This window comes from Hathewaya massiliensis (assembly GCF_902143515.1).
GTDB classification, from domain to species: domain Bacteria; phylum Bacillota; class Clostridia; order Clostridiales; family Clostridiaceae; genus Hathewaya; species Hathewaya massiliensis.
Genome location: NZ_CABFVD010000001.1, coordinates 908,955 through 922,736 on the forward strand (window position 1 = coordinate 908,955; position 13,782 = coordinate 922,736).

The 13,782-nt window shown below is 29.9% G+C and carries 11 protein-coding genes and 1 other annotated feature; of the genes, 5 read left to right on the forward strand and 6 right to left on the reverse strand.

Going from position 1 to position 13,782, the window contains the following annotated elements:
• The 3 genes from FNZ64_RS04195 to gltX form a co-directional block, all read right to left on the reverse strand.
• The gene (locus FNZ64_RS04195; protein WP_207705505.1) at positions 1-1,863 is read right to left on the reverse strand and encodes an ABC transporter ATP-binding protein; all 1,863 of its coding nucleotides are present in this window, start codon (positions 1,861-1,863) and stop codon (positions 1-3) included.
• A 1-nt stretch (position 1,864) separates the two neighbouring features.
• Positions 1,865-3,592, reverse strand: coding sequence for an ABC transporter ATP-binding protein (locus tag FNZ64_RS04200; protein ID WP_142413597.1), 1,728 nt, complete (start codon positions 3,590-3,592; stop codon positions 1,865-1,867).
• A 183-nt stretch (positions 3,593-3,775) separates the two neighbouring features.
• Positions 3,776-5,437: a glutamate--tRNA ligase gene (gltX, locus tag FNZ64_RS04205; protein ID WP_142413598.1), complete on the reverse strand. Its 1,662-nt coding sequence runs from the start codon at positions 5,435-5,437 to the stop codon at positions 3,776-3,778.
• Between the two features lie 49 nt (positions 5,438-5,486).
• Positions 5,487-5,707: a binding site (T-box leader), on the reverse strand.
• 321 nt (positions 5,708-6,028) lie between these two features.
• On the opposite strand from gltX, the gene FNZ64_RS04210 reads away from it, so the two are divergent.
• On the forward strand, positions 6,029-6,307 hold the full coding sequence (locus tag FNZ64_RS04210; RefSeq protein WP_142413599.1) for a CD3324 family protein: 279 nt from the start codon (positions 6,029-6,031) through the stop codon (positions 6,305-6,307).
• A 237-nt stretch (positions 6,308-6,544) separates the two neighbouring features.
• Positions 6,545-7,204, forward strand: coding sequence for a FusB/FusC family EF-G-binding protein (locus tag FNZ64_RS04215; protein ID WP_142413600.1), 660 nt, complete (start codon positions 6,545-6,547; stop codon positions 7,202-7,204).
• Between the two features lie 235 nt (positions 7,205-7,439).
• Here the strand turns inward: FNZ64_RS04215 and FNZ64_RS04220 are convergent, their stop codons facing one another.
• The 3 genes from FNZ64_RS04220 to FNZ64_RS04230 all read right to left on the reverse strand — a co-directional run bounded on the left by FNZ64_RS04220 (position 7,440) and on the right by FNZ64_RS04230 (position 11,016).
• Entirely contained in the window at positions 7,440-9,413 is a 1,974-nt protein-coding gene (locus FNZ64_RS04220) for an FtsX-like permease family protein (RefSeq protein ID WP_142413601.1), read from the reverse strand.
• The gene (locus FNZ64_RS04225) at positions 9,413-10,168 is read right to left on the reverse strand and encodes an ABC transporter ATP-binding protein (RefSeq protein ID WP_142413602.1); all 756 of its coding nucleotides are present in this window, start codon (positions 10,166-10,168) and stop codon (positions 9,413-9,415) included. Before FNZ64_RS04225 ends, FNZ64_RS04220 begins: the two co-directional genes overlap by 1 nt.
• 71 nt (positions 10,169-10,239) lie before the next feature.
• Positions 10,240-11,016 (reverse strand): sensor histidine kinase, encoded by a 777-nt coding sequence (locus tag FNZ64_RS04230; protein WP_243129185.1) that lies wholly within the window; start codon positions 11,014-11,016, stop codon positions 10,240-10,242.
• 151 nt (positions 11,017-11,167) lie between these two features.
• Between FNZ64_RS04230 and tnpA the strand changes: the two genes are divergently transcribed.
• The 3 genes from tnpA (at position 11,168) to tnpC (ending at position 13,586) form a co-directional block, all read left to right on the forward strand.
• Positions 11,168-11,509 (forward strand): IS66 family insertion sequence element accessory protein TnpA, encoded by a 342-nt coding sequence (tnpA, locus tag FNZ64_RS04235; protein ID WP_142413604.1) that lies wholly within the window; start codon positions 11,168-11,170, stop codon positions 11,507-11,509.
• A complete protein-coding gene (gene tnpB / locus FNZ64_RS04240) occupies positions 11,503-11,853 on the forward strand; it encodes an IS66 family insertion sequence element accessory protein TnpB (RefSeq protein WP_138205552.1) in 351 nt (116 codons plus the stop codon). Before tnpA ends, tnpB begins: the two co-directional genes overlap by 7 nt.
• An 89-nt stretch (positions 11,854-11,942) precedes the next feature.
• Positions 11,943-13,586 (forward strand): IS66 family transposase, encoded by a 1,644-nt coding sequence (tnpC, locus tag FNZ64_RS04245; RefSeq protein ID WP_138205554.1) that lies wholly within the window; start codon positions 11,943-11,945, stop codon positions 13,584-13,586.
• The last annotated feature ends 196 nt before the right edge of the window (positions 13,587-13,782 follow it).

A 13,782-nucleotide genomic window follows, 5' to 3' on the forward strand; every position in this document is an offset into this window, starting at 1 on the left:
CTAATTTTCTAAATCATAAGATTGCTTTAACTGATTGGAGTACATATTACAATATACTCCTTTTTTATCAATAAGACTGCTATGACTTCCTTTTTCAATTATTTCACCCTTATCTATTACCATTATTATATCTGCATCACGAATAGTGCTAAGTCTATGAGCAATAATAAAACTTGTTCTCCCTTTCATTAGGTTTAGCATTGCTTCTTGTATGTTAAGTTCAGTACGGGTATCCACACTACTTGTGGCTTCATCTAAAATCAATATGGATGGATTGGATAATATAGCCCTCGCTATAGCTAAAAGTTGTTTTTGCCCCTGACTTAAATTATTGCCGCTTTCTGAAAGAACTGTTTCATAACCTTCTGGCATTCTTCTAATAAAAATATCCGCATTTGCCATGATTGCTGCTTCCTCTACTTCTTTGTCCGTGGCATCTAATCTACCATATCTTATATTCTCCCTTATAGTGCCAGAAAAAAGATAGGTATCCTGAAGTACAATTCCAAAACATTTCCTTAAACTATCCCTTGTATATTCTCTTATATCAATACCATCTATTAAAATTCTTCCACTAGATACATCATAAAATCTTGCTAATAAATTTACAATGGTGGTCTTCCCCGCTCCAGTAGGTCCAACTAAGGCAACATTTGTGCCAGCTTTAGCGTGAAAATTTATATTTTTAAGTATTTGAACATCCTCACGATAACCAAAAGATACATTTTCAAAAGCTACATCCCCTCTAGGATTAGTTAATTCTAATGCTTTCAAACTATTCTCCGCCTCTTCAGGCTCGTCAAGAATTTCAAAGACTCTTTCTGCTCCAGCTACAGCAGACTGCAAAGTATTAAAAATATTTGCAAGGTCATTAAGTGGTCTTGAAAATTGCCTAGAATAACTTAAGAAACTTGCTATTATGCCTATAGTAATCATATCCTTTACTGCAAGAGTACCACCAACAATTGCAACTACAGCAAATCCAATATTATTAATTACATTCATAAGGGGCATAAGAAATCCTGAATAGATCTGAGCCTTTATCCCAACTTTACAAAGTCTATTATTAACCTCATTAAATTGTTCAATAACTTTATCTTCATGATTAAAGGCTTTAACTACAAAAATTCCCGAGATAGTCTCTTCAATATGACCATTTAGCCTGCCAAGCTCTTCTTGTTGGGACTTAAATAATACCTTTGTTTTTTTAGCTATAATCCTAGTAAGTAAAAATACTAAAGGTATAGTTACAATACTAGCTAATGTAAGAGGTAAACTTAAGGAAAGCATCATTATTAAAGAACCTATTATAGCAATTATCCCTGACATTAATTGAGTTGTAGATTGAGAAATCGTACTACTTACATTTTCAATATCATTAGTAAGCCTACTCATTATATCTCCATTTGCCCGAAGATCAAAAAAGGATATTGGAAGGCTTTGAAGCTTTTGAAAAAGAGTATCTCTTAGCTTCTTAACAATTCTCTGAGCAACCCCAGCCATAATCCGCCCTTGAAAAAAGCTTATAATTCCATCAACCAGGTATGCAACTATTAGGGTTACTGATATTATTCCTAGCATTGTAAAATTTACTTTACCCTGTTTTAATGACATAGCATCTATTGAACGCCCTATTAAATAGGGAACTGCTAAACCTATTCCAGAACTAATTATAATAAAAATAAATATTATAATTAGTAGCTTTTGTTCTTCTTTAAAGTACTTCCAAAGTCTTAAAAGAGTGTCTTTAAAATTCTTGGGTTTTACAACTGGCCCCATAGACCTACGTCCCCCAAAGCCTCCCATTCTACCAGGACCCCTTTGCATTGCCATTGGAATCTCCTTATGATTTTTATTTGCCATACTATCTTACCTCCTTTCCCACTTGAGACCGGAATATATCTTTATAAACATTACACTTCTCCATAAGTTCTCTATGTTTGCCAATGCCAACTACTTCTCCATTATCAAATACTATTATTTTATCAGCATGCATAACGGAAGTAATACGTTGAGCAATTATTATACATGTAAGATTATGAGAATACTTTTTAAGCCCTTCTTTTATTTTTTCTTCAGTGATTACATCTATTGCACTGGTACAATCATCTAATATAAGAATTTCTGGTTTTTTAACTAATGCCCTAGCAATAGAAATACGTTGCTTTTGTCCACCAGATAAATTTACCCCTCCTTGCCCTAGAACAGTATCATATCCTTCAGGTAAGGATTTAATAAATTCATGTGCCTGTGAAGCTTCAGATGCTTTTTCAATTTCTTCATAAGTAGCATTTTCACTACCCCATCTTATATTATCTGCCACTGTTCCAGAAAAAAGAACTATTTTTTGAGGAACTATGGATATTTTATCTCTAAGGTTTTTTGTATTTATATTTTTAACATCAATGTTATTTATTTTTATATTTCCAGAATTAGCATGATAAAAACCTGTGATTAAATTGACAACAGTACTTTTGCCTGAACCTGTAGAGCCTATAATTCCAATAGTCTCCCCTGATATGCAAGAAAAAGATACATCCTTAAGAACAGGTCTCCCGAAGTTACCTGAATAAGAAAAACTTACATTTTCAAAATCTATTTTTCCTTTTACATCATCATTATAAGATCCATTTTCCATAGGATTTAGATTATCCTCCTCTGAAAATATCTCCCCTATACGCTCAGCAGAGGCTCTTGCTCTAACAAGCATGGTAAAGACAAAGGATATCATCATTAATGAAAATAATATCTGAGTCATATAATTTGTAAATGCAATTATCTGCCCTACTTGCATACTTCCATTATTTACTCTAAATCCACCTATCCAAATAATTGCTACTATACCTAAATTAACAGTAAGAGTAATACCTGGTGAAAATATAGCCATTACCTGCATAGCCTTAGTGGATACTCTTGCTAACTCTTCATTGGATTTTTGAAAACGTTCTGTTTCATAATTAAACCTATTAAAAGCCTTAACAACTCTAACCCCTGCTAAATATTCCTTCATTACACCATTTACTTTATCTATGGCCTTTTGAATCCTTATAAAAAAAGGATATCCAATCTTCATATTCATAAATATTAGTACACCTACTATAGGAATAACCACCACAAAAATCAAGGACATTTTAGAGTTAAGTCTTATAGCCATAATCAAGCTTCCTATGCATAAAATAGGTGCCTTAACAAAAATCCTCATAAGACCATTAACAAAGTTTTGTACCTGTGTTACATCATTAGTTAGCCTAGTTACCAAAGATGCCTTATCATATTTATCTATATCCTCAAAAGAAAGCCTTTGTATCTTCTTAAAAAGATCAACCCTAAGTTCTGTACCAAATCTTTGTGATACATTACTTGATATAATATTACGGCTTACAGCAGCCAAAGCCCCCAATGCAGTAATCCCAAGCATTATAGCTCCCATATGTAATACAAAGTCCATGTTTTTACCCCGAACCCCTATATCAACTATCTTAGACATTATAGTTGGTTGCATAAGGTCGCAAATTGCTTCTATGGTTAAACAAACCACTGCAAGACAAAAAGGTTTCCAATACTTTTTAATATATTTATTTAAAAATTTCATTGATATTCCCTCCTTTCTATAAGAAAATTGTTTATATACAATACTTTTAATCAATTTTTATTTATATACCAATTAGATATGTAACTTTCAAATCTACTATACCATTATATTATATCCACTTTAAGTGAGTTTTTTATATTATAAAAAGTGCCGAGAAAAACTCGACACCTTTACTTTTATAGCTTATATATCTAAGAACTTTTCAAATCTTTCTTTTACTTTATCTTGACCTAATATACTCATAATAGTGTAAATATCAGGTGTATTGCTTCTATGTGATAAAGCTGCTCTTACTGCACCTGCAACATCTGAAATCATACCTTTATATTGGTCTGGATTTGCTTTATAGTCTTTTCTATTTGCACAGTATCCTAACTCTAAGCCAATTGCTTTTAAATCTTCAAACCATTCCTCTTGGCTAGTAGCATTAACATTGTATTTATTCATGTATACTTTTATTATTTCTTTTGCTGCCTCTAATGTTAATGTCTTTGGTAATTCAACTTGTTCAGTAGTTTCTCTGTAGAATAATTCATCAAAGAAATAAAATATTTTTTCTTTTACTTCATCCCACTTAGCATAGTCTTTTCTTGGTTTTGGTCCTTCTTTATCTATATTAAATATTTCTTTAGAGATTTTTTCATTACTTGTAACTAATTCATACATTTCTGCATCGAATTCTTTTGCCCAAGCTACATAGTTATCGTAAACTACATCAGCTTTCATTTTGCAAATAACATTTTTACTTACATCATTTAATTTTACTATATCAAATAAAGCTCCTGATTTACTCATTTTATCTAAATCTACTGGGAATTCATGATAATCAGTTGTAGGGTTTTCTTCTCTCCACTCTTCAAAAGTTGAGTTTATGATATTTAATAAATATTCAATAACTGAAACCGTCGGATATCCAACTTCTTTATAATAAGAAACAGCAGCTTCAGCATCTTTTCTCTTTGATAATTTTCTCTTTGAACCATTATCATTTTTCATTATTGTTGGAATATGTGCATATTGTGGTCTTTCTAAACCTAATGTTTCAAATAGTTGAACATGTATAGGTAATGATGATAACCATTCCTCTCCTCTTATAACATGCGTAGTTCCCATTAAAGCATCATCTACAGCATGTGCAAAATGGTATGTTGGTAATCCATCACCTTTTATTATAACAATATCTTGATTATTTTCTGGAAATGATATATCTCCTTTTATTAAATCATGAAACTCAACTCTATTTTCTATATTTCCTAGTGACTTTAATCTTAAAATATACTCTTCGCCTGCTTCTATTTTAGCTATAGCTTCTTCTGGAGTTAAATTTCTATACTTTGCATATTCACCATAATATCCTGGAGTTATTTTTTCAGCTATTTGCTTTTCCCTTAAAGCTGTTAATTCCTCAGGAGTACAGAAACATGGGTAGGCCAATCCCTTAGCAAGCAAATCTTTAGCAAAAGCCTTATATATTTCCGCTCTTTGACTTTGTCTATATGGACCATATTCCCCCTTAAAAGTTTCTTGCCCTGTCATACCTTCATTAAAATCCATTCCAAAGTTATGCATTGTTTGAATTGTATCTTCAATTGCTCCTTGAACTTCCCTTTTTTGGTCTGTATCCTCTATTCTTAAATAGAAAACACCTTCACTTTGGCTTGCTAATCTTTCATTTATTAAAGCTGCAAATACTCCTCCGATATGTTGAAACCCTGTTGGTGATGGCGCATATCTAGTAACCTTTGCACCTTCTTTTAAATTTCTCTTTGGATATTTTTCAATATAATACTTCGGTGTCTTATCAACATTAGGAAATATTATATTAGCTAATTTTTCTAAACTCATTTTCCTACCTCCTAAAACTGTATAAATATAAAAAACTTTCGTCCCAAAACCATAGGACGAAAGTTATTTCCGCGTTACCACCTAAATTGATTAAGTAAACTTAATCCACTTATTATCTCTATATGGGGAGAATCCCCTAAACCTACTACACAATAAAGCTTTCAGTTTATGCTCCAGAGCTTCTTTCTATAGAATCAAATACTAGGCTTGCACCCTCCCTAACTCGCTTTAAATCAATATCTATATACTCTTCTCTTTCAACACAATTATCAATATTAGTCTTTACAAAATATAGTACTATTATACCTATACCACTGGCTATTGTAAATGGTATACTTCAAAAATAATACCACTCACTTAAAAAGTGGTATAATTAAAGGTGACGTATTGGAGGTGTTTTTATGAATATATATGATACATTCAGCTGTAAATCAACTTGCTCCTTGCAGAGACTACAAAAGTCAGCTATGCTTTGTTTGGAGCCTAAACGATTGAATTAGCTGAGATGCATTATACGTTTTAGGTTCTGTAACACATAGCTTTTAGTATTCTTTGCTTTAAGTAATATGATAAAAGTAAAGGAGTAAGAAAATGAAGTATGTAAAAGCACAAGATGTGTTACCAGAGGAAATCCTTGAAATAATACAAAAATATGTAGATGGGCAATATCTTTATATACCCAGAAAAAATGAAAATCATAAGTCCTGGGGAGAAAAAAGTGGTATAAAGAATAACCTTAAGGCGAGAAATAGTGAAATTTATAAAAAATACATTAATGGAACTACTATTAATGTACTAACTCAAGAATATTACCTATCAGAAAAGAGTATAAGAAGAATAATAGCTCAAGAAAAAGGTCGATGCTCATAATCAATACAGAATTATTTATTAGATTGAATACTTATTTTAAAACATGTTATGATTTCATTGTAATATTCAATGAAAGTTATAATTTTCAATTTAAAATAATCATAAATACAATAATTGTAGGTATATATTATATTTAAAATTAAGATGATTATTATTACTTTCAGTTGGAGTAATAATAATCATCTTTTATCTATTACTATGTAAAAAATAAAATTTTAGAAAAGAGGGCTAAAGCTTATGAAAGCTTTTATAAAAAAACATGAGTATAATTATATAAAAAAATGCTTACATGACTTAAACAATGCTTTTAGGGATTGTATAGATATTAATGTTATTGAAGCAACTAAATCATATATCCATAATAAAATACTATGTATTTTTACAAATTTATCTGAAGAAGAAAAAGAGATACTTGATATTAGTAAAATAACTGATCCCCTACACATTGATAAGTATTTAGAGGATTTAAATGAATATGTATATGGAATGCCAAATATTACAAAGGAACAAATTATTAAATTGTTTAAAAAAGAAAAGAATCTTAAACTTCAAAATCTAAAAGTGGAAGATTCAAAAAAGGTGTATTTAAGTTGGATTGATGAATCAGCTAGAAAATTATTTATAATCTACAATATGAATGATAAACCTATAGGTATGGTATGCAGAATTCAAAATTACAATTCCAACAATACTAATATGTGTGCCCTTTGCAATCATATAGGTAGTCAAAATGAAATAGCTTTTGTTTCCTCTACCTGTAAGACCCCTAATGCTAAAGAAGGTACTTATAAGTCTATAGGCTTTAGTATATGTTTAGATAGCGAGAAGTGTAATGAGCGAATTGTGTCTATTGAAAAGTTAGAGAAAATTTTAAAGGATATTAACACAAGCCACTAAAATAAATTGGATGGAATAAAAAGTTTAAACTATAAAAATATAAGTCAAGCACAAACCTTGTAAGAATCTTATACAAAGTTTGTGCTATTTTAAAATTTATCATTTTAATAGCCTAGTGTTTCTCCAACAATAAAATGTGTTTTTATACTCTTCATCTACTTTTAAAAATTTTTTTTCATAAAACATAAGAAATAAATATAGTCCTACATTCATTGAGTGTAAACCATAATACATCTTATAATACAACTTGTTTTTTATATCTATTTGAGGTTAGAAAATAGAATATAATTTGAATAACAAAGTATACTCCAAAAACAAACAAGCTATTTTTCAACATGTATTCACCATCATTAATCTTATTAAAGACTGCAGATAAATAGAACCCTATACATACTAAAGATATGATTGGTGGTACAAGGAACACTGCACCTAATTCTTTCATAATCAAAGCCTTAATTTCCTTTCTGCTTAAACCTATTTTCACTAATTGCTTACTTCTTTCTCTATCCTCTTCAATAGAAGTTATTGTTTTAAAATATATAACTGCTGCACTTCCTACTAAAAACATCATTCCCATAAAACTGCTTATAAATAGCATAAAACTATTTTCTTTTATAGCTTCATCAAATATTTTTGTCCTAGTAATTAAGGTATCACTAACCTTTTTCCCAAAATTGGCTTCTAATTCATTACTTAGCCTGTCATATTTGCCCTCTTCTTTTAAATCAATAAGCACATCATAAGTAATGGCTTCATCCCCTAGCTTTTGCTTCATGGCTTTGTAATCCTCATTATTAACAACCACAACATCGCCTCTAAAATAATCCTTATTGTAAGATGAATTTACTATAGCAGCTACTTTCTCCTCTTTTTTCTCTTTAGGTACATATATGTACTCATCAGTATTGCGTTGAGCTTTATATTCACCTAGAGAAATTGCATTATTATTCATTACTTTTTTAGATAAATCCAGCATAAAGCCTCCATCATAAAAGCTGCCTGTCTTTTCAGCATGGCAATAAAAGATTTCTCCTTTTTTTAAATTTAACTCATTATTTCCTAAATCTTTATAGCTATCTTCACTTATAACTAGCATATTAGGTCTACGCCATAAGCAAGCGCCATCATTTACTCTAATATTAGGAATATTTAGTCCTTCTACTTCACTGTACCTTTTTACCTCTACTAAATTCTTAGTGACAAAATCTTTAATATTCCTATCTTTAATGGCACTTTTATCAACTATAAAACTCATATTATACGGAAACAGTGCATCTACTTGCTTCTCGGTTGATTTATACATGCTGTAAGCAAAAGAAATAAATATTATTCCTCCAGAAACCATTAAGGTAACCACATATAAAACTATTCTATAAGATATAAACCTGTGTGAAAGAGAATTAATAAATAAAATATTATTATTGTAGGCTTTCTTAAATTTTTTCATAACCTTTACTACTACTGTCATTGAAAATCCTATCAATAAGTAAACCGACACTATTGTGCCCACTACAGGAGCTAAAGAGAATGTACTCCCTCTGCTATTTATTTTCCTGTCAGCTATCATCTTAACAATTACAAAAGAGCCTATAAATATTATTATTCCTATTACGCCTAAAATAGTGTTTGTACTTCCTATATCTTTCTTTGACTTTGACTTTAGTATATTTATAACTGAATATCTGTTTAAAAATATCATCTGATACATTGTAGTAAATAAAAATATTATAAATGAGATTAATAATACTGCTCCATAAGCCTTAAGGCTTAAAGAAATGCTTATATTGTCAATCTTCAGTATTTTTCCTATAGCCATATGAAAAAGTTTTGAAAATATGCTTCCTGAGAGAGAGGAAAATAGAAATGATGCTAAAGAAATTATAATATTTTCATAGCAAAGTATTTTTATTATTTCCTTTGAAGTTAATCCCATTGTAAAATATACTCCAAATTCTCTCCCTCTGTATTTTGTAAATGAAACTGTGGTAAAGATTATAAATGCTGCTGAAAAAGCTATCATAAGAATCACTATAGTATTTAAATCTCCCTTTAAGGCCAGGAATTCTTTGTTTTCCATAAACTTAGGACTAAAAACTAAAGTAAAAAACATAAACAATATACACTGAATTATACTATTACCAAGAAGATATGCCATATAATTCTTAATATTATGCTTGATATTTTTTATAATCATTGAAGAAAAATCCACTATTCCTCCCCCCCTATAACCAATTGTGCTTCTATTACCTTATCAAAAAACTCTTTTCTGTTTCCATTAGAGTTTATCTCAAGCTTGATAGATCCATCCTTTATAAATATAATTCTCCTGCAAAAGGATGCTGCAAAGGGATCATGCGTTACCATGACAATAGTAGCCTTTTTTTCTTCGTTTATCTTTTTAAAGTTTTCCATTATATTCATGGATGATTTCGAATCTAAATTTCCTGTAGGTTCATCTCCTAATATTATTTTTGGTTCCTTTATTAATGCTCTAGCTTCTGCTGTTCTTTGCTTCTGACCTCCTGAAATATTATAGGGATAACTATTTTCAACATCTTTTAATTCAAAACATTCCATTAATTCATTAACCTTGTCTTCAATAACCTTTGGCTTTATCTTGTCTAAGGTTAAGGGAAATCCTATATTTTCTTTTACAGTTAGACTATCCAAAAGATTAAACTCCTGAAATATAAAGCCAATATTGTTTCTTCTGAAAATAGCCATATCATCTTTTTTCATGGTTAGAATATTTTTTCCGTCAATAAAAACTTCGCCTGCAGTGGCCTTATCAATTCCAGCTAAAATATTTAATAAGGTTGTTTTGCCGCTGCCACTGGGCCCCATTACTCCCAAAAACTCTCCATGCTCTACCTTAAAGGATATGTCATTAAGTGCTTTTACCGCCTGTACACCTTTAAAAGCGTCATAAACCTTTACTACCTTTTTACATTCTAAAACTTTCATGTAAATATACCTCATTTCTTTTTAAACTTTATCTAAAGTATATTACCTGTTCTTATATTCTCAAATCTATTTTACTTACCTAACCTTACATCCATGAAAGGTTTCTCTTGCTTTAAATATGTAATGCTTACCCTTGTGCCTTTTGAAATCTCTGAATTTATTTCTATTTTATTATTTAAATTATCACAAATGTTTTTGCTCATATAAAGGCCTATACCTGTGGATTTTTCTTCTTTTCTTCCATTTCTTCCTGTAAAAAAGGCTTCAAAAACTCTGGAAAGCTCTTCTTTCTTTATCCCTACACCAAAGTCCTGTATATAAAGATTAATCTCATAATCATCCTCTTCTGCATAAAAGCATACCTTTCCTCCTGAAAATGAATACTTTATTGCGTTACTTATAACCTGTCCAATAACATATTTACTCCATTTTTTATCTGACAAAATAAAATAGTCCTCAGGTATATTTGCCTCAGGAAATATATTAGAATATATAAAATTTCTTTTTTGTGAATTTATGCTTTCCTTCACCAGCTCTTTTAAATTTAGTACTTCTGGAACGTAATCTTTAGAAAACTCTCCTAACCTAAATATATTTAATACCCCTTCTAAATTCTTTTGCAACAAACTATTTTCATTCCTTATATCCTTAGCTGCATCTTCATTTGGTAGCTTATCCACAGCCAAATTAATTACTGCCACAGAGGTTTTCATGTTATGAATCCATTGTATAAGTAATCTTTCCTTTTCTTCATAGTTATTCTCTAAAGAATATATCTTTGAGATATAATCGTTATGTATCTCTCTAATCTCATCAAACACTTCTTCAAAATCACTATACTTATCCAAGTTATAAGAAGGACTTGTTTTTATTTCTTTAAGAGATTTATAAAATGAATTGTATACATAAAATTTGGTAAGCGTAAAAAATTAAGTATCTAGAAAACATATCCTCTCATTGATAAACTTAAGTAAAAGATTATCAATGGGAGGTTTACTTATGTATAGAAAATTAGATAATGATACCTGGGAGGAATATTTAAATAAATTTAACTCTGTTAAAGATACAATAACAGTGAAAGATTTCTGTGCTGAAAATAACCTTAATAAGAGTCAATTTTATTACCATAAAAAAAGGGTAGAAAAAGTAAATGAAAGTAATGAAAGTAAAGAAACTATTTTTCAGGCTATTTCTTTGAATAGTAAAATTGATAATATTAAAGAAGATAAATCCACATTAAAAGAAGTGAAAATTAATGTAGGCAATGCTAATATACTTATTCCTGTTAGCGAAGCTACTTTAATAACAGCAATAATTAAGGAGTTAATTCTAAGATGTTAAATATAGATAAGGTAGAAAAAGTCTATCTTGCCTGCGGCTACACAGATTTAAGAAAAAGTATTGATGGATTAGTTATGATAGTGCAAAATCAATTTAAGTTAGATCCTTTTGATAAAGCATTATTTGTTTTTTGTAACAAGCAAATGGATAAATTAAAAATTCTTCACTTTGATGAAGGCTTTTGGCTATATTATCATCGTTTAGAAGCTAATCGCTTCAAATGGCCAGCGACAGCTGATGATGCATTAAAGATTAATGTTGATGAATTACGTTGGCTTTTAAAAGGCTATGAAGTAAGAACAAAATCTAAATTTAAACCTGTAAAAGCAAGTAACTATTATTAAAAAAATATCAACTTTTAACCCTTGAAACCTAGTAATTTCAAGGGTTTTATGGTATAATAGAAATATCAAATAAAGCTAAAGGGGTAACTATGAGTCACAAAATTTTAAACAATGAACTTGATGAAGCTACTAAATTATTAATTAGCAAAGTTGAATCAATGGAAGAAGAGATTAATAATAACAAAGAAGAATTAAGTGAAAAGGATAAAGAAATCCAACAACTTAAAAATGAGATAGCATTTTTAAAGGGTGTTATATCTAATAGAAATAGAAAGATATTCGGAGCATCCAGTGAACAAGTAGATGCTAACCAATTATCTTTTTTTAACGAAGCTGAAAAACATAGTGATTCAAAGGTAGAAGAACCTACTTTAGAGGAAATTACATATAAAAGAGCCAAGAAAAGCAATTATACTGGAAAGAAAGACAATTTAGCTAATTTAGAAAGAGTTGTTGTTGAACATAAATTAGAAGGTGAGGATCTTAACTGCAAGGAATGTGGTGAAGAACTTACTCCTATCGGAGTTAAATCTAGAAAAGAAGTTGTTAAATACATTCCTGCTAAATTAATAATTGAGGAGCATGTTGTTTATAGCTATGCTTGTAAAACATGCGAAAGAGCCACTGGTGAAAGTAAAATAGTTTCACCAGAAACACCTAAAACTATTTTTTATAATAGCATGGCCTCAAATGAGTTAATTGCACATACCCTAATACTTAAATATCAACATGCAATGCCACTATATAGGCAAGAAACTTACTTTAATATGATGGGTGCTACTCTTTCAAGGCAGACTCTATGCAATTGGACTATGTCTGCAGCAGATGCTTTGGAGCCAATATATAACCATATGAAAAAAGAATTGCTTAGCCGTAATTATATTAATGCTGATGAAACAACCTTAAAGGTAATTAATGATAATGGCAAGGCTTCTAAAGCTAAAAAGTACATGTGGTTATATATGAGTAATACCAACTCTAAGCCTGTGATCTTATATGATTATCAGAGCACTAGATCAAGCTCTTGCCCTAAGAATTTCTTAGGAGATTTTAAAGGTTTTCTTCAAACGGATGGATATAATGGATACAATTCCGTTAGCGAAGCTACAAGAGTATACTGCTTGGCTCACATAAGAAGATACTTTCATAATATAATAGTAGATTTAGATAAAGAAGCCCTAAAAAATTCTAGAGGAGTAATAGGGTTTAATTATTGTGAGCAAATTTATAAGCTTGAAAAAGAACTTAGAGAATCTTATTCAAGTGATGAAAATTATTGTGATATTAGATTTAAAATAAGAGCTGAGAAACTAGCCCCAATTATAGATAACTTTATTGATTATGTTGAAAGAGAAATAAAAGATGCTCTTCCAAGAAGTCCGTTAGGTAAGGCACTTGAGTATGCTAAAAAGCATTTACCGGGATTAAAAAATGTATTATTAGATGGTTCTTTAGAAGTTGATAATAATGCTGCTGAAAGAGCTATCAAACCTTTTGTAATAGGTAGAAAAAACTTCCTTTTTGCAAATACTGCTAAGGGTGCAACTGCAAGTAGCAATATTTATAGTATTGTTGAAACTGCCAAGGCTAATAATTTAGTTGTAGAAAGATACTTGGTTTATCTATTTGATAATCTATCAAAAATAGATATAAAAGATAACGAAAGTATAGAGAATCTCATGCCTTGGTCTCATAAGATCCCTGAAAATATGAAAATTAAAGAAAAGAAATAAAATTAATCCTAGTAACGCTAATATGCCTTACTAGGATATTTTAATACTATTCTTGGAATTATTAAAGGTGCTAAAACTTTGACGCTTACAAAATTTGTAAATTAAATATATAATTAAGCAAAATAAGCATAAAAAAATAGGGTATAGCATAAAGTTTTCATTCACTAGTGTTTAATTAATGGATTGAAAATCCTAT